The 20,601-nt window shown below is 39.1% G+C and carries 16 protein-coding genes; 9 read left to right on the top strand and 7 right to left on the bottom strand.

The genetic code is table 11. The annotated features are described in order from the left end of the window. Positions 1-7: 7 nt before the first annotated feature. The gene (locus B4G94_RS18310) at positions 8-742 is read right to left on the bottom strand and encodes an MlaE family ABC transporter permease (protein WP_108636690.1); all 735 of its coding nucleotides are present in this window, start codon (positions 740-742) and stop codon (positions 8-10) included. 244 nt (positions 743-986) lie between these two features. Here B4G94_RS18310 and B4G94_RS18305 point away from each other — a divergent pair, with 244 nt between their 5' ends. Further along, positions 987-1,934, top strand: coding sequence for a LiaI-LiaF-like domain-containing protein (locus B4G94_RS18305; protein WP_108636689.1), 948 nt, complete (start codon positions 987-989; stop codon positions 1,932-1,934). Positions 1,935-1,979: 45 nt separating this feature from the next. Next, a complete protein-coding gene (ispG, locus tag B4G94_RS18300) occupies positions 1,980-3,986 on the top strand; it encodes a (E)-4-hydroxy-3-methylbut-2-enyl-diphosphate synthase (protein ID WP_286860746.1) in 2,007 nt (668 codons plus the stop codon). 83 nt (positions 3,987-4,069) lie between these two features. Here the strand turns inward: ispG and B4G94_RS18295 are convergent, their stop codons facing one another. Beyond that, entirely contained in the window at positions 4,070-4,501 is a 432-nt protein-coding gene (locus B4G94_RS18295) for a T9SS type A sorting domain-containing protein (protein ID WP_108636687.1), read from the bottom strand. A gap of 259 nt (positions 4,502-4,760) precedes the next feature. Between B4G94_RS18295 and B4G94_RS18290 the strand changes: the two genes are divergently transcribed. Beyond that, positions 4,761-6,707, top strand: a complete 1,947-nt coding sequence (locus B4G94_RS18290) for a KUP/HAK/KT family potassium transporter (protein ID WP_108636686.1) — start codon at positions 4,761-4,763, stop codon at positions 6,705-6,707. Positions 6,708-6,783: 76 nt separating this feature from the next. Further along, positions 6,784-7,695: a 23S rRNA (adenine(1618)-N(6))-methyltransferase RlmF gene (rlmF, locus tag B4G94_RS18285; RefSeq protein WP_286860741.1), complete on the top strand. Its 912-nt coding sequence runs from the start codon at positions 6,784-6,786 to the stop codon at positions 7,693-7,695. 61 nt (positions 7,696-7,756) lie between these two features. Here rlmF and B4G94_RS18280 read toward each other — a convergent pair whose 3' ends face one another. Then, positions 7,757-9,451 (bottom strand): amino acid permease, encoded by a 1,695-nt coding sequence (locus B4G94_RS18280; protein ID WP_108636684.1) that lies wholly within the window; start codon positions 9,449-9,451, stop codon positions 7,757-7,759. A 78-nt stretch (positions 9,452-9,529) separates the two neighbouring features. Then, entirely contained in the window at positions 9,530-10,213 is a 684-nt protein-coding gene (locus B4G94_RS18275) for an ACP phosphodiesterase (protein ID WP_108636683.1), read from the bottom strand. A gap of 103 nt (positions 10,214-10,316) precedes the next feature. Here B4G94_RS18275 and tyrS point away from each other — a divergent pair, with 103 nt between their 5' ends. Beyond that, complete coding sequence (tyrS, locus tag B4G94_RS18270; protein WP_108636682.1) at positions 10,317-11,597, top strand: tyrosine--tRNA ligase; 1,281 nt, start codon at positions 10,317-10,319, stop codon at positions 11,595-11,597. A 110-nt stretch (positions 11,598-11,707) separates the two neighbouring features. On the opposite strand, the gene B4G94_RS18265 is transcribed toward tyrS, so the two are convergent. Next, positions 11,708-12,217, bottom strand: coding sequence for a GNAT family N-acetyltransferase (locus B4G94_RS18265; protein ID WP_165309100.1), 510 nt, complete (start codon positions 12,215-12,217; stop codon positions 11,708-11,710). Between the two features lie 274 nt (positions 12,218-12,491). Here B4G94_RS18265 and B4G94_RS18260 point away from each other — a divergent pair, with 274 nt between their 5' ends. Both B4G94_RS18260 and B4G94_RS18255 read left to right on the top strand, forming a co-directional pair. Then, entirely contained in the window at positions 12,492-15,227 is a 2,736-nt protein-coding gene (locus tag B4G94_RS18260) for an FtsK/SpoIIIE family DNA translocase (protein WP_286860735.1), read from the top strand. Between the two features lies 1 nt (position 15,228). Then, positions 15,229-15,876 carry a LolA family protein gene (locus tag B4G94_RS18255; protein WP_286860733.1) on the top strand — a complete coding sequence of 216 codons (648 nt, stop codon included), beginning with the start codon at positions 15,229-15,231 and terminating at the stop codon, positions 15,874-15,876. Positions 15,877-15,972: 96 nt separating this feature from the next. Here the strand turns inward: B4G94_RS18255 and B4G94_RS18250 are convergent, their stop codons facing one another. Then, complete coding sequence (locus tag B4G94_RS18250; RefSeq protein ID WP_286860730.1) at positions 15,973-16,785, bottom strand: lytic transglycosylase domain-containing protein; 813 nt, start codon at positions 16,783-16,785, stop codon at positions 15,973-15,975. Between the two features lie 242 nt (positions 16,786-17,027). On the opposite strand from B4G94_RS18250, the gene B4G94_RS18245 reads away from it, so the two are divergent. Both B4G94_RS18245 and B4G94_RS18240 read left to right on the top strand, forming a co-directional pair. Continuing rightward, positions 17,028-18,677, top strand: coding sequence for a pseudouridine synthase (locus B4G94_RS18245; protein ID WP_286860728.1), 1,650 nt, complete (start codon positions 17,028-17,030; stop codon positions 18,675-18,677). 106 nt (positions 18,678-18,783) lie between these two features. Next, entirely contained in the window at positions 18,784-19,251 is a 468-nt protein-coding gene (locus tag B4G94_RS18240) for a nucleoside triphosphate pyrophosphohydrolase family protein (protein WP_108636676.1), read from the top strand. 137 nt (positions 19,252-19,388) lie between these two features. Here B4G94_RS18240 and B4G94_RS18235 read toward each other — a convergent pair whose 3' ends face one another. Next, positions 19,389-20,330 carry a TIGR01212 family radical SAM protein gene (locus tag B4G94_RS18235; protein ID WP_286860725.1) on the bottom strand — a complete coding sequence of 314 codons (942 nt, stop codon included), beginning with the start codon at positions 20,328-20,330 and terminating at the stop codon, positions 19,389-19,391. Positions 20,331-20,601: the final 271 nt, after the last annotated feature.

Raw genomic sequence — 20,601 nt, 5'->3', positions numbered from 1 at the left:
GATCTTTTTAAAGCATTAATGCTGTAATTACATAATCTGCTGCCAGAATGGTAATACAGCCGACCACAACAGCTTCGGTACTCGCTTGTCCCACCTCGAGCGCCCCACCTTTCACTTTATATCCCTTATACGCCGATACTGACGTAATGATAAAACCGAACACAACAGCTTTTACGAGCGCTACAGTGACGGTAAAACCATTAAAATTGTCTTGAATGCCTAAAATATAATCTGCAGGTGTTACAGCCCCAGATAGTGAGCCCCCTAGTAGCCCCCCCACTAAAGCACAAACGATGGCGATAATAACCAACATGGGAATCATCGTCACACCGGCCAATATTTTAGGCAATATGAGATAGCCCGGGGCATTGATCCCCATGATCTCCAAGGCATCAATCTGCTCCGTTACGCGCATAGAACCTATTTGAGAAGAAATTGATGAGCCTATTTTCCCCATCAATACCAATCCCGAAATCGTAGGTCCCAACTCTAAAATATTTGAATCCCTATTAATAGAACCTATAATCGAATTGGGAATAAGGTCGGAAACCATCTGAAAAGCAATCTGCATGGTCATTACCGCTCCAATAAAAGTTGAAATGATCACAATAAGTCCCAAAGATCCTATTCCAATATCGGTCATGGTCAGTATGGTCTCCTTCCAATAGATACGCCCTTTTTCTGGTTTTTTAAAGACCGACTTGAGCAGTATAAGATAAGCACCAATGTGATGAAAAATCATATTATCAATTTAAATTCTGTATATTACAGGCACCAAACTTTATGTTTGGCCCACGTATCCATTAAAGGTAATTAATTCCGTCAAATATATAAACAAGCAAAAACCTAAAAAGTGGGAGAAAAACGAAATTACTTACCGACCATTTCGTCACATTTACCGAATTTTTATGTATAATAGCCTAATCTTTCATACAGTGTCCAATAAAGCGATTTACTTTTGGGGTATATAACAAACGGAATTAGTCATGAACACACAACGTATAACAACTGGAATTACAATTCTTTTCATAGGGATTGTCTTATTATTATCCCAACTGAATAGCATATCCTTTAATTGGGTTGGAATTTTCAGATATTGGCCTTTATTTATTGTCCTCGCAGGAATCCGTATGTTGGTCCCAAAAGATCAACAAATAGGACAGTTTATTGCTATCGGCGCGACAGTAGTCATCTTGGGATTCCTTACTTATATCGGTTTATCTACCCCAAAAGAGCCCTTATTAACGCAACTGCTAAAAAATAAAGGCGTGCAAATCGATATGGACGATCCAAACGATAAGACCGCATATACAACACAAAAACTACAGGTTCCTTTGGACGATAAAATCCAACGTGCATCGCTAGACATTGATCTCGGAGCAACATCATTAAAGAACGATAGCGCGACAACTTCTGCAATATTTACCGCTTACAACACATCTGATGATTATCTTCTAGGTATGACCACGCGCGGGGAATCTACAGATAAGATCAATATTAACTTAAAAGGCAAATTTAAAGACAAAGATTTTAATAGTAAAAACAACAATACGCATATCGCACTCAATCCAACTATCGTATGGAAGCTGAACTTTGATATCGGGGCAATTGATGCCAATTTGGATCTTTCAGCTTATAAAATTGAGCTATTGGATATTGATGCCGGAGCGACAAGTCTAAAATTAAAACTTGGACAACCTCTGGCAACAACAAAAATAGCTATGGATGCCGGTGCATCTTCGATCGAAATCGCAATTCCTAAAAATGCAGCATGCCGCATCAACAGCGATAATGCGTTATCTTCCACAGATTATGAGGGCGATTTCTTAAAAAGTGAAGGGCAGGTTAAATCCACAAATTACGATACAGCAACACAAAAATTCGATTTTGACATCAACGGCGGGATCACATCAATAAAAATTAGAAGATATTAATTGACAGCAGATTTTTAGTCAAGAAAAGCTAACTTTGTGTTATATATGAACACAAGTAATATGTTGACTTTACCGGGAATCTATTGTAATTCCAAGGTAGAATATTCGAAATGGAAGACCAGGGAAATTCAGATCGGCGACGTCCCTATGGGGGGAGACAACCCGATTCGTATTCAAAGTATGACTACTGTGGATACGATGGATACTATCGGTTCAGTCGAACAGACCATTCGAATGGTAGAAGCGGGCTGTGAATATGTTCGTATCACGGCCCCAAGCATAAAAGAAGCCCAGAATCTAGCAAATATAAAAAACGAACTTCGAAAAAGAGGTTATCAGGTCCCCTTGGTGGCAGATATACACTTTACACCAAATGCGGCTGAAGTTGCAGCCCGGATTGTAGAGAAAGTCCGGATTAATCCCGGTAATTATGCGGATAAGAAGAAGTTTGACCAGCTTTCCTATACTGCGGATGAATATAAGTTAGAACTGGAACGCATCTATACAAAGTTTGCTCCTTTAGTAAAGATCTGCAAAGAGCATGGTACTGCCATGCGCATCGGTACAAATCATGGTTCACTTTCAGATCGGATCATGAGCCACTATGGAGATACCCCTGAAGGAATGGTCGAATCTGCGATGGAATTTATCCGGATGTGTGAAGATCTTAGTTTCCATAACCTCTGTATTTCAATGAAATCCTCCAACCCACAGGTGATGGTCAAAGCCTACCGTTTGCTGGTTGAAAAGATGGTTGCTGAAAACATGAACTATCCTTTACACCTTGGTGTAACCGAGGCAGGCGATGGAGAAGATGGCCGTGTAAAATCCGCAGTAGGAATAGGTACCTTATTGGAAGACGGACTTGGAGATACGGTAAGGGTTTCCTTGACCGAGGAGCCTGAACGTGAAGCTCCGGTAGCAATCGCATTGGTTAATAGGTATAGCAAACGAAAAGCCAGCTTAAACAGTCAATCAAAAGAAGAAGTCGTACAAATCTCCCCAGATAGCCCGACTATCCCCTATCAGAGTCAAGAGGTCAATACCTTCGTGGGGGGGGCGCTGGTTCCCCGGATTGTGACAGATATTTCAAATGAGAATCTAAAGGACGCCCAAATTCTTACAAAAGTTGGTTACCGCTATGATATGCTTTTGGATAAGTATCATATGGGGGAGCAATCCGTAGATTTTGTCTATCTAGGCGATCAATTGCCTTCCTTTAATATGCCTGCAAATCTGAAACAGGTATATAATTTTATGACCTGGTCTAAACTTCAGGACAAAACAAATATCCATCCGCTCTATACATTGGAAGAATTTATCCAAACGGACAATAAGGACCGTGTTTTGAACATGGTAAAAATACGTAATACGGATTTAACGAGCCCACTATTTGAGACATTGCCTCTAGACAAGACAGTCGTATTTGTTTTGGAAACTGATCACATACACGGAATGGCTGATCAACGTCAATTTTTCCGAAATCTACAGGAATTCGGTATTGATAATCCTGTCATAATCAAAAGATCGTATCGGCAATCGGATTTTTCAGGACCTGTGGGCGAGTTTATGAATCCAGAGGAACCTATCTCAAAAATACAGTTATATGCTGCCACAGACATGGGGGCTTTATTAATTGATGGCCTAGGTTCGGGCATATGGATTGATTCTCCGGCCACACCGTTGGAAAATATTGCATCGCTTTCGTTTGGTATATTACAGGCGACCCGTTCAAGGATATCAAAAACAGAATATATTTCGTGTCCAAGCTGCGGAAGGACCCTGTTCGATCTTCAGGAGACAACGCAAATGATTCGGAGTCGTACCAATCACCTCAAAGGCTTGAAAATTGGCATTATGGGCTGTATCGTGAACGGCCCCGGTGAAATGGCTGATGCAGATTATGGTTACGTGGGCGCTGGCCCCGATAAAGTGACTTTGTACAGAGGCCAGCAAGTCGTCAAGAAGAACGTAAGCTCCGCGCAGGCATTGGACGAATTGATCAAGATCATTAAAGATGATGGGCGCTGGATTGATGAAGTGCAAGAATAAGCAAAAAAACAAGGGGATCAAATGATCCCCTTGTTTTTTTATTTTAATAATGTCGATTTATCAATCGAATTTTTTTCCACGGATTAACGGACAGAAAATCTCTTTACCACCGTCTCTGATCCGGCAACTACACGCACAAAATAAAATCCAGTTGTCAATTTGCCCCCATGCTCGAACGAAAGATTTTGAATACCAGCATCAAGATTTCCGTTCATCAGCTGTAGAATCTCGTTTCCTAGCGCATCCATAACTTTAATGGACACACTAGATGATTTGGCCAATTTAAATGAAAGATTGACCTGTTCGGCAATAGGATTATAAAATACCTTAACGTTATTAATCAGTTTCTCCGTATCCTTGATTGTGTTATCACCAAATTCTTCATTACGGCTCCCAGTAGTCTGCAAATAAGTATAGCCATCAGGAGACTTTGCATACACCTGAGCTACCCCGCTGCACAAAATCAGTGCGGTAATAAGTGTTAAATAAGCTGCTTTAAGTAGATTTCTCCCCATAGTGTTAAATTAGACTTCAAATATTGGTTACGGTTTAATCAAATATAACGCTAACTATTTGAATTATCAACAACAAAGTTACTATTTTGTTTAAAAGTTTTTTAGTGAAACGAGGTATCAAAAGATTCTTTTAACAAATTTTAACAGCTATTGTACATGTCAAATGAAATGCTAAAATTTGGCGCAGAAAATGCATATGCTTAAAGTATAAGTAAAAAGTATATTTTTGCATTATATTTTGAAATAAAATAATACTTAAATGACAGATAACAGTCATCACAACAGCATCAATAAGGTGAGTTTCGCCGGATTATTGATCAGTTTAGGAATCGTGTTTGGAGATATCGGAACCTCCCCGCTATATGTCTTCAAAGCAATCATGGGACAGGGTGCCATTCAAAAAGACCTGGTTTTGGGCGGCCTTTCCTGCGTCTTTTGGACATTGACACTGCAAACGACCATCAAATATGTCTGGATCACGCTACGCGCGGACAACAAAGGTGAAGGTGGAATTCTTTCACTTTACTCTTTAGTTCGTAAGCGAGCACCATGGTTAATTTTTCCAGCCATGGTAGGTGCAGCGACATTATTAGCTGATGGGATGATTACACCAGCCATCACAATATCTTCTGCGATAGAAGGTTTGGATATCAAATTTCCGGGCCTGCCAACAGTGCCGATTGTCGTAACAATTATTTCGTTACTTTTTATTATCCAACGGTTTGGAACTTCGGTTGTGGGAAAAGTATTCGGCCCATTGATGACAATATGGTTCACCATTATTGGCGTCCTCGGTTTATCGCATATCCATTTGGCACCAGAAGTAATGAAAGCAATTAATCCCTATTATGCTTTTCATATTTTAATAACCTATCCGCACTCGCTACTCCTAATTGGTGCAGTATTTCTTTGTACGACAGGTGCAGAAGCGCTGTATTCGGATATGGGGCACTGCGGTAAAGCAAATATTCGTATCAGTTGGATCTACGTCAAAATTACATTAATATTGAACTATTTTGGTCAGGGAGCATGGTTACTGACACAAGAAGGCCGGGTGTTAGGAGGTGAAAACCCGTTTTACTCCATTATGCCAGATTGGTTTGTCGGTTACGGTATTGCTATTGCGACCATTGCCGCCGTAATTGCCAGTCAGGCGATGATATCCGGATCATACACGCTGATTTCAGAAGCTGTACGTTTAAATATATGGCCCAAGGTTGCTATCCGCTACCCAAGCGAACATAAGGGGCAATTATATGTCCCATCGATCAACCTAATCCTCTGGATTGGCTGTATGATCGTTATCTGGGTGTTTGAAGAATCAAGTAAAATGGATGCCGCCTATGGCCTTGCCATCAATCTAACGGTATTGATGACAACAGTTTTAATGGGCTATTTCCTTGCCATGAAAAAGGTAAATCGTGTGCTCATCGGCATTTTCCTGGTCGCTTATTTTGTGATAGAATTAACCTTCTTGGTTGGTAATGGTGTAAAAATTGCGCATGGAGGCTGGTTAACGCTACTATTGGCAATTGCTTTGTTTGGCACAATGTACTGTTGGTATACCGCACGTAAGATTAAAAATCGTTTTGTTAATTTTATCAATATCAATAAATACTATCCAATTATTTCGGAATTGAGCGAAGACAAGTCCGTTCCGCCTTTTGCCTCACATTTGGTATACCTGACCAGTGCGAATTTCAAATCTGAAATTGAAGCTAAGATTATTTATTCCATCATCAATAAAAAACCGAAGCGTGCCGACGTCTATTGGCTAGTCCACGTCGATGTGATGGATCACCCACATACAAGAGAATACTCCATTGATCAACTTATCCCGGGAAAACTGATTCGCATTGACTTTAAATTAGGGTTTAGAGAAGAACAGCGTATCAGTCTACTTTTCCGAAAAGTCGTTGAAGACATGGTTAAAAAAGGCGAAATTGATATTACAAGCCAATACGAGACCCTCCGTAAACATAATATTCCGGGAGATTTCAAATTTGTCGTGCTGGAGAAGGTATTATCCAAAACGAATCAGATGTCCTGGATCGAGAAAGTGATTATGGACATTTATGGATACCTGAAAAAAATGAGTTTATCCGAAGAAAAAGGATTCGGTTTAGATTCCAGTTTTGTCACCATTGAGCGAGTTCCGCTGAATTTTCCGCAGACATCGGAAGTTCATCTCATACGAAAAGATTAAGTCTTTAAAGGTGATGCAGAAGCATCACCTTTTTTATTCAATAGAATTGCATTACTTTTGTTGCAAATATTATAACATGGCAGACGCTAATCCAACAAAGAAATTACACCCTCGAAATAGACATCTCGATAACTACAATTTTGACGAACTTAGCAAAATCGAACCTTCCTTAAAAGATTTTGTTACGGTAAATGCTTATAAACTCAAAACAATTGATTTTAACAATCCGGAAGCTGTTAAAATATTAAATCAAGCACTTCTTAAAAAATACTACCACATCCAACATTGGGACATTCCAAAGGAAAATCTCTGTCCTCCTATTCCGGGTAGAGCAGATTATATTCATTATGTTGCTGATGTGCTTGCCAGAGATAACAACGGTGAAATTCCAAAAGGAGGAAAAGTACGGGTGCTGGATATCGGTGTGGGAGCCAGTTGTATCTATCCCATTATTGGTCACCAGGAATATGGCTGGAGTTTTGTTGGTTCTGAGGTTATAAAAAAAGCATACAAAAACGCTATTGAGATTACCCGTACCAATATGAGTTTAAAAAAGAATATCCAAATACGGTTACAAAACAATCCAAAAGCAATTTTCAAAGACATCATCCTTCCTGATGAAAAATTTGACATGATCATCTGCAATCCACCTTTCTTTAGTTCCCAAACGGAGGCATTACAACAATCTGTACGTAAAACTACCGGTATAAAAGATGCTAAAATAGATGAGACAAGCGTTGTCCAAACCTTTTCAGGACAAGGAAGTGAGCTCTGGTGCGACGGAGGGGAAAAAGCTTTCTTGACACGTATGATATTTGAAAGTCAGTTCTATAGAGATCAGGTGAAGTGGTTTTCTTCATTAGTTGCTCACCGTGAAGATGTTCGCTTTCTGCAGCATAAACTAAAGAAAATCAATGTAAAAGAATCTGAAGTTATCCGTATGGAACAAGGCAACAAAGTAAGCCGAATCCTTTTGTGGAGATTTTAAAATAACAAAGGAGCTATCGAATAATAGCTCCTTTGTTATTTTAAACATCATAATACCAATTCTAAGCAGATGCTGATCTATTTAGCTTGGAGTGTTTATAACCATACATAAAATATACCCCTAGACCAATTACCAACCAAATCACAAAAATAATCCAATTACTAGCACCGAGTTCAGTCATTAGATATAGATTAATCAGTATCCCGATAACAGGCAGGAGAGAGAAATTCATTTTAAAGCTATAAATGCTCAAACCTAACCATGTTAACCAAAATATGATTACCAACATTTTATGTTCCAAAATTTCCAAAAGTGAAGATTTCTTCCACTCGTCTAATATATTCTGGCCATAAATAGCGACACAAACAATCGCGATAATTAGTCCCGCACCTACTAGATATTTTCCGTTGATGTAGGGAACTTTAAATTTGGATTTGGCCGATAATCCAGAATAATCCATGTAGAGCACACCTGCACAGACCAATATAAATGCAAAGAATGTTCCTACACTTGTCAAGTCAACAAAAAAATCCATCTTGAAGAACAGCGAAGGAATAGCTACTACGAGCCCCGTTACAATTGTAGCAAAGGAAGGCGTTTTGTATTTCGGGTGAATCGTCGCAAATTTCTTCCACAACAACCCGTCCCTGCTCATGGTCATCCAGATCCTTGGTTGTGCCAGTTGATAGACCAGAAGTGCACTTGTAATCGCAATAACCGATGTCACGGATATAATGCCGGCCATATGGTCAAATCCAACATACTTGAATACAAAAGCCAAAGGATCTTTTACGTTCAGTTCAGTATAGTTGACCATTCCAGTCAACACGATGGTAATAGCAACATATAGGACCGTACAGATCAGCAAGCAATAAATCATGGCTTTAGGTAGATCGCGTTGCGGATTTTTACATTCCTCCGCCGTTGTGGAGATCGAATCAAATCCGATAAAAGCAAAAAATACGGCAGCAACACTTCCGAGGACGCCCTCCAGGCCATTTGGTGCAAAAGGAGTCCAGTTTTCAGGCTTTACATAAAATATCCCCCCAAAAATAACCGCCAGAATTATTCCCACTTTAATCATCACCATAATCATGCTCGCCTTTTGAGATTCCTTGATGCCTATATAGACAAGCCAGGTGACCAAAAAAGTAATTACCCCAGCTGGCAAATCAAATATAATGGGCATTCCACCAATTCGCGGCGCACTGTTAAATGCTGCAAGCCCTTGCTGATCAATAGCTGTAAGGTTTGCTAAGCCATGCTGATTCATTTTATCTACTGCATCAAAGGCATAACCCGGAGCCATGGAAAGCCAGGCCGGTATATGCAAGCCAAATCCCTCCAGCATGGAAACAAAATATTGTGACCAAGATATAGCAATGACCGTATTCGAAACCGCATATTCCAATACCAGTGCCCAGCCTATAATCCAGGCAAACAACTCGCCAAAAGCCACATAAGCATAGGTGTAGGCCGACCCAGAGACAGGGACGGTGCTTGCAAACTGCGCATAAGCAAGAGCCGTAAACACGCAGGCAAAAGCGGTAAAAATAAAGAGCAGAGAAACAGCGGGTCCACCTTCATAACTCGCTAACCCGATGGTGCTAAAAATTCCAGCGCCCACGATAGCGGCTATACCCAATGAAACCAGATCGGTTACCCCCAAAACCTTCGCGAGGCCAGTTCCACCCTCGTTTTGGGTATCCAGTAGGATCTGATCAACACTTTTCTTCCGAAAAAGTCTATGTGACATGTAAAATTAGTTTTATGCGTAAAATTATGCGAAAATAAATATTTTCAAAGTCTTATGCTATTGGTATTTTTTGGCAGACTATTTAAAGTCGACTAATTCGTAATGAATATATTGGTAAATTTCTTGGTAATCCCCCATATGATGATGTAAATAGGAAACCAATTGTTCTGTCAACAACTGCCGCTGATTCTCTTGAACTTCAAATTGCCACAATCGTTTACAGATATTGAAAAGTGCACCTGCAATCTTCTCCATATGCGCATAATCATAGAGATATTTCCACTCAATAAATTGATGGTAAAATCTATCGAATTTAGGAATATCACTTAATTGATTTATTTTCAGAAATTTTCGCACAGCATCTTCGTTCACTTGAGACATTGCACCATACAATTTATCAATAGAAACAGCCCTTTGCTGTGTCAGAATATGATCCAATAAGAGCTCCAAAGCAATATGCGCCATAAAGGAAGGTCGAATAGGTAACCCTTGCAAGCTTGACTGTATCTGCAACTTTAACTGATGGGTATGATGAAAAAAATACGTTGAATTATGAAAAAGACGATCAACTTCTATATGACGGTTCCAACCGATATAAAGTTGTTCCAGCAAGGGATTGTCCAGCAGTTCATTTTCATATTGCCTGGGTTTGAGCACAAAAGTTTTATCTGCATTTTTTAATAAATCGGGCAACAATCCACCGACAATTCGCTCGGGATTGGTTGCAAACCGCTCAAAATAAAAATGTGACAAAAAATTCATATTAGCTTATTAGCGTGTGCTTTTATATGGAATTATTCGCTCAATATACGCTTAATCTCCTATCTTTGCATCTTGTAAATTAAAAAATTAAATCCATTTAACAATGAGCTTTGTAGAAGAATTACGTTGGAGAGGCATGTTGCAAGATATTATGCCTGGAACTGAAGACTTACTGAATAAAGAAAAAGTCGCTGGCTATATTGGCTTTGATCCCACAGGAGACTCTCTACACGTAGGACACTTAACTCAAATCATGACATTGATCCACTTCCAAAATGCGGGGCATAAACCGGTCGCATTGGTTGGCGGTGCAACCGGAATGATTGGGGACCCTTCTTTCAAATCTGCAGAGCGTAACTTACTTGACGAAGCAACTCTACAGCATAATGTTGCTTGTCTAAAAAAACAGTTAGGCAAATTTCTTGAATTTGGAGAAGGCGAAAATGATGCCCAGATGGTTAATAATTACGATTGGTTCAAAGATTTCAAATTTTTAGACTTTATTCGTGATATCGGTAAAATGATTACTGTCAACTATATGATGGCAAAAGATTCGGTAAAAAAACGTTTAGAAGGAGATAATGGTCTATCATTTACGGAATTCACCTATCAATTGATTCAAGGTTATGACTTTTACTACCTGTGGAAGCACCATAATTGTAAAATACAAATGGGCGGATCTGATCAATGGGGGAATATTGTCACTGGAAGTGAAATGATCCGTCGTCAAGATCAGGGAACTGCTTACGCCATTACCACGCAATTGATTAAAAAAGCAGATGGTCAAAAATTCGGAAAAACAGAATCTGGAGCTGTATGGTTAGATCCAAAGAAGACTTCACCCTATAAATATTACCAATTTTGGTTAAACACCTCGGATGACGATGCCAAAAACTGGATTAAGATCTTTACACTTAAACCACAGGCGGAAATCGAGGCGATCATCACCGAACATGATGCCGCACCACATTTACGCATTGTCCAAAAAGCATTAGCGAAAGACATCACCATCCGCACACACTCCGAAGAAGCTTACGAGACAGCAATCAAAACCTCTGAGTTTCTCTTTGGCAATGGTACATTGGAATTTTTAAACAACTTAGATCACGAAGCCGTATTGGATGTGTTTGAAGGTATTCCGCAATTTCAGATAACAAGAGAAGATCTAAAAGCGGGAATCAATATCCTCGATCTCTTGGCTGTAAGTACACAAGTTTTCCCTTCAAAAGGCGAGGCGCGTAAAATGCTTCAGGGCGGTGGTGTATCCATCAACCGTGAAAAAGCAACGGATATCGAACAAGTGATCACTGAAAGCAGCTTAGTGAATAATAAATACATCATTGCGCAAAGAGGCAAGAAAAACTACTATTTGATTATTGCTTAAAGGTGGCTTTATTCAATAAAAAAATCCTTCTGGTACCGTCAGAAGGATTTTTTTATTGAACAGGTACCAAAAACGACCTGATTTCTGCATGATCTTGGCACTATAATCACTTATTTTAATAGCTTTTCAAAAGCACGACGGGAAGCCCCTCGAAAATGTACTTCTCCACAATATTGATACCCCAACTTGTCAAATACATGCAACATCCCCCCGTTGTCAAAGTTCGTATCCACTTTAATGCTATATACGCCCTTAAGAACAGCGATCTCCTCCACCCCCTGCATAATGGCTGTACCTAGACCTTTTACGTGTGGATCCTGAGCTGAGGCCAAACGGTGAATGCCCACATATTCGCCATCACTAAGCCATTTGCCATCGATAGCATTGTAAGCAGGTTCGATATCGAAAATTATAGCGACATAACCGATAATTTTACCATCAGCCTCCACCACATGCCCATATCCTTTATCGATATCCGACTGTACTACATCTTCATTCGGATAACCATCTTGCCACTGCCTGCTGCCCTGCTCCTTGCGCAGTGCTATTGCCTGTTGTATAATTTCCCAAATCCTTCCTTTATCTGCCTGTTCCGCTTTCCGTATCTGAAACTTATTCATAATGCCTTAATTTGATCAGTAAAACTACATAATTTACTTTAACTGTAAAAGACAGACAAACCAGCCTCTTCTTTCCGATTTACTCCAATCTTTATTGCAAATCTCTTCTCAGGGCATAGTATTTGCTAGTTATACATTGCTATTATTCATTTAATAGCCTATCTGGAATTATTCGTTTATGAAAAAAATACAAACTTAAAATAATAGTCTTCATGATCTTCAAAATACTATCAAAATAACTAAGTTTGTAAGCAGTATAATTGTGAACTTTTCAATGTCAAACAAAGGAAATACATTTAGGCAGGCAGGAAATTCAGTTTCTGGCAAGCGTGCCCCATCAAAAGAATCGGCAACATTTAAAAAAGAAAAAAGTCAAAAAACCAACTTCCCCGGAGAGTATTCAGATGCACAGCAAAAGACTGTCAAAATTCTAGGGATTTTATTGATTGTACTTTCGTTGGCCTTTGCCACTGCTTTTGTTTCCTATCTTTTCACATGGGAAGATGACCAAAGTTATATCGCCAAAACAAATGGCGGCTGGGGAACCCTTTTTAGCTCTTCCGAAGAAATTCACGATGAGACTGTCGAACTACCTGTCGTTGACAATAAATTAGGAAAATTTGGTGCATTACTGGCCAACCAATTTATGTATGAATGGTTTGGAGTTGCCGCTTTCCTCTTTATCCCGGTATTGTTCATTTTGGGCTATCGGCTATTATTCAAAAAATCACTGCTCCCATTATACCGCACGGTAGTTTACTCTTTTGTAGCTATTGTTTTTATTTCAGTCACATTGGGATTCCTGCATGGTTTTATGGCGGATGCACCGCACATGCTGGAAGGTAAATTTGGTTTTTGGACCAATAAATTACTGGAGGCACAAGTTGGGGTTGTCGGCGTTGGTTGTATTTTAGCCTTTGCATACCTGACAACATTGATATTACTGTACAACTTAGATTTTAAATTTGTATTGTTTAACAATCGAAAATCCAAATCTTTATCGGAGGATCTGGAAGATGAAGACGACGAAGCTTCCTACTCAGCAAATAGTTTGAGGACTAAGGTTCACGTAGAGGACGATTCCATTCAATCCGTTAGGGAATCTTTCCAACGACCAACCTCCATAAATGAAAGGTTTCAATCCAGTCGGGAAAAAGATTTACAGCAAGAACTTGAACGTCCTTCATTTACACATCATCCCATACCGGAGGTACATATCGATCCAAAGGACAAGGTTGTGCTCACCTTCGATGATAGCCCCTTAGAGCATACGGAAAGTACGCCCTCAATTAGTTTTACTATTGATCAACCGGATGAAGATGAATCAGAACAAATGCGTCCAAGCATACAGGAAAACCAAAGTCCAACCATCACAATTGCTCCACAAGCGGAGCCAGAACCTCCACTTGAAGTTGCTGTAATCCCAGGATTGGTTGTCGAAGACATCAAAGAGGAAAAAGAAATAACAGCAAGTGATCTCGTTGCCCAGTTTGGTCAATATGATCCTAAATTAGACTTATCGGGCTATCAACATCCCACGCTCGACCTATTACGAGATTATGGAAGTGGTAAAATTACCATCAATCAGCATGAACTTGAAGCAAACAAGAACAAAATTGTTGATACACTTCGGAATTATAGCATTGAGATTGAAAGTATAAAAGCAACAATCGGTCCTACGGTAACCCTATATGAGATTATACCGAAACCCGGCGTACGGATATCAAAAATCAAAAATCTGGAAGACGACATTGCCTTAAGTCTCGCGGCACTCGGAATCCGGATTATCGCACCAATGCCGGGTAAAGGAACTATCGGTATTGAAGTACCGAACTCAAGTCCAGAAATGGTATCCATGCGATCTGTTCTGGCCACCGAAAAGTTCCAAAAAACAGATATGGATCTACCCATCGCATTGGGAAAAACCATTTCTAATGAAGTTTATATCGCTGATTTGGCGAAGATGCCCCACCTTCTGGTTGCGGGTGCCACAGGTCAGGGTAAATCCGTTGGTATCAATGCGATTTTAACATCCTTATTATATAAAAAGCACCCTGCAGAGCTCAAATTTGTGCTTGTCGATCCTAAAAAAGTTGAACTTTCCCTATTCAAAAAGGTTGAACGTCATTTCTTGGCCAAATTACCCGACGAAGAAGAAGCAATCATTACCGACACGAAAAAGGTAATCAATACCTTAAACTCACTTTGTATAGAGATGGATCAGCGTTATGACCTGTTAAAAAATGCACAGGTTCGTAATTTAAAGGAATATAATGCAAAATTTATCAATCGCAGATTAAACCCTGAGGAGGGTCATCGATTCTTACCATATATCGTTCTTATTGTTGATGAGTTTGCCGATTTGATGATGACTGCCGGAAAAGAAGTAGAAACCCCCATTGCGCGGTTGGCCCAACTGGCCCGTGCTGTAGGAATTCACCTGGTCATTGCGACCCAACGTCCTTCAGTCAATATCATTACAGGTACAATCAAAGCCAACTTCCCGGCACGTCTTGCCTTCCGTGTGTTATCAAAGGTAGATTCGCGAACAATCTTAGATACAGGCGGAGCAGATCAGTTAATTGGTCGCGGGGATATGCTTCTGGCTACTGGAAGTGATTTGATACGTATTCAGTGTGCATTTGTCGATACACCGGAAGTTGAACAGATCTCCGATTATATCGGAGCACAACGTGGTTATCCATCGGCATTTATGCTTCCAGAATATGTAGATGAAAACGGAGAGGGTTCAGGTAGCGTAGATTTTGATCCAAAAGATCGCGATCAATTGTTTGAAGACGCTGCTCGTTTGATTGTTATGCATCAACAAGGTTCTACATCTTTAATCCAGCGTAAATTGAAACTGGGTTATAATAGAGCTGGACGAATCATCGATCAATTGGAAGCCGCCGGAATTGTCGGCCCATTTGAAGGGAGTAAAGCACGTGAAGTACTTTATCCAGATGAATATTCATTAGAACAGTATTTGGAGACGCTAAGAAACAATTAACATGAAAAAACAAATCGGATTCGTGCTCAGTTTTTTGCTACTTATAGCAAGTCAATACAGCTATGCACAAAATAACGCAAAGGCGTTACTTAACAAAGTCAGTCAAAAATATAATGGATACAAGACCATACAGGCTGGCTTCTCTTTAGACATCAGACAAGCAAACGGAAGTTCACACAGTGATGCAGGCACTTTATATCTTGACAAGGCAAATAACAAATACCATGTCAATACTAAAAATCAAATTCTAATCTCAGATTCCCAAACACAATGGAATATCATGAAAGCAGAGAAAGAAGTGGAGATATCGGAGGCGAGCAACTCAACAAATGAGATCAACCCAACCAATATTTTTACATTCTATACCTCAGGCTTTAACTATACTTTAGCTAATACAGAAAAAGTAAAAGGAATAAGCTTGAGTGTTGTGGAACTGAAGCCTATTGATAGTAAAAAAAACTATTCCAAAATCAAATTACGGATCAATAAAGCGAATAATTTGATCTACGATACAACTATTTTTGATAAGAGTGGCAATCGGTATACCTACACGTTGAACTCACAGGAGGGAAACAAGGCCATTGCATCCAGCTTTTTTACTTTTAATAAAAGCCATTACAGTGGATTTGACATTGTCGACCTAAGATAAGGATAAAGTCTGCCGTAGGATGGATCAACTCTCCGGTCAAATAAGACTAACAAAAAAAGGATTTCTCAATGGGAAATCCTTTTTTTTGTTTTTTGTCTAGAACATATTGGGTTCTCTATCCAACGTTTCGGTTTCTTTGTCCGCATAACGTGAATACCCATGTTTCTGCGGATGTTCAATAATTTCCTTCATGGATACCAATTTATACACATAAGATCCAGTCTCATTGTTCAATTTCAAAGCAAAGTAATCATCCTTCTTTTGCCTTCTCATCGAACCTTTTAAACTACCGTCACCGACATTGTAAGCCGCTGCCACCAAAGTCCAGTTACCGAATTGAGCGTAAAGATATTTTAAGTAACGTGCTGCTGCATGTGTGGATTTCACAAGATCTTTTCGATCATCCACTGCACCATTGACCCGCAGGCCATATAAGCGCGCCGTTGCTGGCATAAATTGCCAATAACCACCAGCCCCTTTCGATGAAACGACAGCCTTACTTAGGCCACTTTCAACCAATGGGATGTACTTAAAATCTTCTGGAATGCCATGTGATTTCAGGATCTTAGCAATTTTAGGCAAATAGATTTCTGCCTTTTTGTGCATACCGTAGGACCCTGTTTTTTTAAATGAAAATCTACTGAAGAACTTGCGTAATTTGCTTTCCACTAATGGACGATCCATCGGTAATGAATCTTCGGCAAACGTCAATGAACTCAGGTAAGATTCAAAAGAATTGTTTTTCTCTTTTTTCTCTTCGTCGCCTCCAAGATGAGCTGGAGTATCGACTAACTTCGTTGCAACGATCTTATCGCCGCCAGAAGTGTTGTTGTGTGGGGTTGAGTATAATTTTGACAGCAATAATGCAAACAAAATCAAACTACTACATAATACTTTCTTTCTTATCATTCACTCCCTTAATGCTATCCTATCCACGAATCAAATCGATCAAAAAATAGCTTGGTCCAAATTCAAGGGTACAAAGGTAAAGAGTATTTATTTAAAAAACAAATAGTTACGTTTTGACTATTTTAAAGAGTATTTTTTCGCGTCCAAATCACCTGAATGCAAGAAAAGACAAAAAGATAAGGATTTTTTCGCAAAACCCAAAATTATACCTAACTTTGCAGTTCACATTTTAGCAAAACACAATGCCATTCAGCAATAAAAGGAACAGTCGTGATGACAACTCCAGAAAGTCACGGGGCAACTCAGATAGCTTCAAATCTAGAGGCGACAAAAACAATAGTTTCGGTAAAAAATCGTCCTTTGGTTCAAAGGATCAATCTGAAAGAGGTTCTTTCAGAAAAGATGATAACCGTGAAAACAGATCATTCGGATCTAATAAATACGCAGACAAACCTTCCTATAGAGGAGAAAGTAATTCCTTCCGTTCAAAAGATAATTCAGACAAACCTTTCAGCAAAGGAGCCCGCTCATTTGATAAAAATGATTCGTCAAGATCTTTCGACAAAAGAGATTCCTTCAACAAATTTGATAAATCTGAACGTTCTTTTGACAAGAAAGACAATTTCAAACGCTCCGACAGAAATGATTCATCAAGATCATTTGACAGAAGAGAGGGTTCATTTGATAAAAGAGATAGCTTCAAGCGTTCCGATAGAAATGATTCTTCGAGATCTTTCGACAGAAAAGAAGGTTCATTTGATAAAAGAGATAGTTTCAAACGTGCTGACAGAAATGATTCATCAAGATCTTTCGACAGAAAAGAAGGTTCATTTGATAAAAGAGATAGTTTAAAACGCTCTGACAGAAATGATTCATCAAGATCTTTCGACAGAAAAGAAGGTTCATTTGATAAAAGAGATAGTTTCAAACGCTCCGACAAAAATGATTCATCAAGATCTTTTGACAGAAAAGAAGGCTCTTTTGAGAAAAGAGATTCATTCAAGCGTTTCGATAAGGATGACCGTTCATCAAACAATCGCAGCAGAAGCTTTGATAAACCATCTAACAGAAAATTCGATGGGGATAGAAGCAGAAACTTTGATGAAAACAAAAATTTCGACGAGAAACAATATATTAAACGTCCAAAAAAGAAAGCCGAAACTTCAACAGAAGATGATGGCTTGATTCGCTTAAACCGTTATATCGCCAATGCCGGTATCTGTTCGAGACGTAAAGCGGACGAATTGATCGCTGCAGGAGTAATTTGGGTAAACGGTGAACCGGTTTCTGAATTAGGGACTAAAGTTGATCCAGCAACGGACGAAATCCGTTACAACAACGAACGTTTAAAACGTGAGAAAATGGTTTATGTTTTACTCAATAAACCGAAAGATTATATTACCACTACGGATGATCCCCAAGAGCGTCATACAGTAATGGAACTTGTCTCTAAAGCTACTAAAGAACGAATTTATCCAGTTGGTCGTCTCGATAGAAATACAACCGGACTCCTTTTGATGACAAACGATGGTAACCTTGCTGAGAAACTCTCCCATCCACGTAACAGCATCAGCAAAATATACAATGTAGAGCTTAACAAAAGCCTTACTCAAGGAGATTTTAACAAAATTAATTTTGGTATTGAATTGGAAGATGGTGTTATCAAACCTGATGATTTAAGCTATGTACAAGGAGGTTCCAAAAGAGAAATAGGTATTCAGATCCACTCCGGTAAAAATCGTATTGTACGCCGTATTTTTGAATCTCTTGGTTATGAAATTGTGAAGTTGGATCGTGTGGTTTATGCTAACCTGACGAAAAAAGATTTACCACGCGGACGCTGGAGATATTTAGAAGAAAGAGAGATTGTTCAATTGAAACACTTGATCTAATCAAATCTCATTTGAAAAATAAAATAAAGGACGGTCATTCAGTTAACCGTCCTTTATTTTTTATATTTGCACCTGATAAAAAGAGAGTACAAAAAATTAAAAGAATATGACTGATCCAAAAACACTTTCATCCGTAGCGGAATTCCATAAAACATTCCAACATCCGATCTTGGATACACCAACGATTCCTTCTGAACAAAGATGTGCCCTGCGGGTTTCTTTGATAGCTGAGGAATTAAAAGAACTAGAGGAAGCTATCCAGGATAAAGATCTTGTGGAAATTGCCGACGCCTTATGTGACATTCAGTACGTCCTCGCTGGAGCTGTTCTTGAATTTGGTTTAAAAGATAAATTTTCAGCGCTTTTTGATGAAGTACAACGCTCCAATATGAGTAAAGCATGTAAAGACGAAGCAGAAGCTATCGCTACGCAAGCGCATTACAAACTTAAAGGAGTAGAATCACACTACAAAGAAGTTGACGGAAAATTTTTAGTCTTTAGAACAGCTGACAATAAAACACTCAAGTCGATTAATTATTCTCCAGCAGATCTAAAGACCATTGTCGAAGGATAATTTGACCTACAGTACAACATAAAATAAATACGGCTTCCAAAAGGAAGCCGTATTTATTTATACTATATCAATTCTATTAGTCTTATAGAATTGTAGAAATGAACAATCTTTTTCAATCTGAAGTCCTATTCATAAAGTTAACAGAGACTACCCTGCAGGACTTTCCGAGCTTCCAGACCTTTATCAATATAAGTCTGAATACCCGATTTGGGTAATCCCCAATTTGGCGCTATCAATAGCTCTTTGTCTGCGATACCAAAAACGCGTTGGATAATCAAATCAGAACGCAAACGTGGAATAAATTTTGAAAGGAAGTCTGTATAACCTTCTATAGAGAACAATTCAAAAGGTTCACGCTTATATTTTACGCCCATAATTGAACCTTCGACAATATGTAAATGATGCAGTTTCACGAACTTAATTTGTGGAAACCGATTAATCTCATCAGCGTATTTTAACATCATCTCCTCCGTCTCCCATGGAAATCCGAAAATAGTATGCACACAAAGCTCCAAAGGTGTATCCTTTAACATATCCATAGCCTTAATGAATTCATCGTGTGAGCAACCTCTGTTGATCCTTTCCAAGGTGTCATTATAAATCGATTCCATCCCCATTTCCAAATCTACATCATAACGATCGGTATAAGATTCCAACAAAGTAATTTTTTCAAAGTCCAAACAATCTGGACGTGTACCCACAGAAAGACCTAGTGTATTGTCGGGATCTACGCTTAAAGCCTCATCGTACATCATTTTCAGCAGATGTGTTGGTGCGTACGTATTGGTATTGGGTTGGAAATAAATAATAAATTTTTCTGCGCCATAGCTGTTACGAGCGCGTTCAATTCCTGACTCCACCTGCTCACGTATAGAAGGAATTTTTCGCGCAGTATCGGGCGTAAAAGAATCTACATTACAGTAAGTACACCCACCATAGCCTTTGCTGCCATCCCTATTTGGACAAGTAAAATTGCCATCGACAATCACTTTAAATACTTTCTGTCCGTTATATTTTTGCTTTAAATAAGCGCCGTAATGATTATACGGCTTAATTCCGTTATCCAATAATGTACCCATTGCGCCGCAAAGTTACTCAATAAAAACCACAAATAGATTATTACTCAGGAACAAAGCACTATACCATCGTCCATTCTTCTGTCATTTTCGTCTTGGCGGCGCCACTATATCAATCTTTGGGAAATATATAAAAAACATAATAGTACAGTACTTTAGATCAGTATCCGGCAGAACCGTATTTTATAGTACAAGTTCGAAGACTTATCCCTGTGTGGCTTTGTGGCGGCGCCATTGATCTTTAGAATCTTCTGGAAAGGAGATATGACCTAAA

The organism is Sphingobacterium sp. UBA7625 (assembly GCF_002484085.1).
GTDB classification, from domain to species: Bacteria; Bacteroidota; Bacteroidia; order Sphingobacteriales; family Sphingobacteriaceae; genus Sphingobacterium; species Sphingobacterium athyrii.
The sequence above is the reverse complement of the archived record's forward strand: the minus strand, read 5'-3'. Positions and strand labels throughout refer to the sequence as shown.

Excerpts from the sequence above, each read along its gene's own strand:
- B4G94_RS18250 (WP_286860730.1), bottom strand. The coding sequence starts at position 16,785 with ATGATAAGAAAGAAAGTATTATGTAGTAGTTTGATTTTGTTTGCATTA.
- B4G94_RS18310 (WP_108636690.1), bottom strand. The coding sequence starts at position 742 with ATGATTTTTCATCACATTGGTGCTTATCTTATACTGCTCAAGTCGGTC.
- B4G94_RS18280 (WP_108636684.1), bottom strand. The coding sequence starts at position 9,451 with ATGTCACATAGACTTTTTCGGAAGAAAAGTGTTGATCAGATCCTACTG.
- B4G94_RS18260 (WP_286860735.1), top strand. The coding sequence starts at position 12,492 with ATGTCAAACAAAGGAAATACATTTAGGCAGGCAGGAAATTCAGTTTCT.
- ispG (WP_286860746.1), top strand. The coding sequence starts at position 1,980 with ATGAACACAAGTAATATGTTGACTTTACCGGGAATCTATTGTAATTCC.
- B4G94_RS18275 (WP_108636683.1), bottom strand. The coding sequence starts at position 10,213 with ATGAATTTTTTGTCACATTTTTATTTTGAGCGGTTTGCAACCAATCCC.
- B4G94_RS18265 (WP_165309100.1), bottom strand. The coding sequence starts at position 12,217 with ATGAATAAGTTTCAGATACGGAAAGCGGAACAGGCAGATAAAGGAAGG.
- rlmF (WP_286860741.1), top strand. The coding sequence starts at position 6,784 with ATGGCAGACGCTAATCCAACAAAGAAATTACACCCTCGAAATAGACAT.
- B4G94_RS18235 (WP_286860725.1), bottom strand. The coding sequence starts at position 20,330 with ATGGGTACATTATTGGATAACGGAATTAAGCCGTATAATCATTACGGC.
- B4G94_RS18295 (WP_108636687.1), bottom strand. The coding sequence starts at position 4,501 with ATGGGGAGAAATCTACTTAAAGCAGCTTATTTAACACTTATTACCGCA.
- B4G94_RS18290 (WP_108636686.1), top strand. The coding sequence starts at position 4,761 with ATGACAGATAACAGTCATCACAACAGCATCAATAAGGTGAGTTTCGCC.
- tyrS (WP_108636682.1), top strand. The coding sequence starts at position 10,317 with ATGAGCTTTGTAGAAGAATTACGTTGGAGAGGCATGTTGCAAGATATT.
- B4G94_RS18255 (WP_286860733.1), top strand. The coding sequence starts at position 15,229 with ATGAAAAAACAAATCGGATTCGTGCTCAGTTTTTTGCTACTTATAGCA.
- B4G94_RS18245 (WP_286860728.1), top strand. The coding sequence starts at position 17,028 with ATGCCATTCAGCAATAAAAGGAACAGTCGTGATGACAACTCCAGAAAG.
- B4G94_RS18305 (WP_108636689.1), top strand. The coding sequence starts at position 987 with ATGAACACACAACGTATAACAACTGGAATTACAATTCTTTTCATAGGG.
- B4G94_RS18240 (WP_108636676.1), top strand. The coding sequence starts at position 18,784 with ATGACTGATCCAAAAACACTTTCATCCGTAGCGGAATTCCATAAAACA.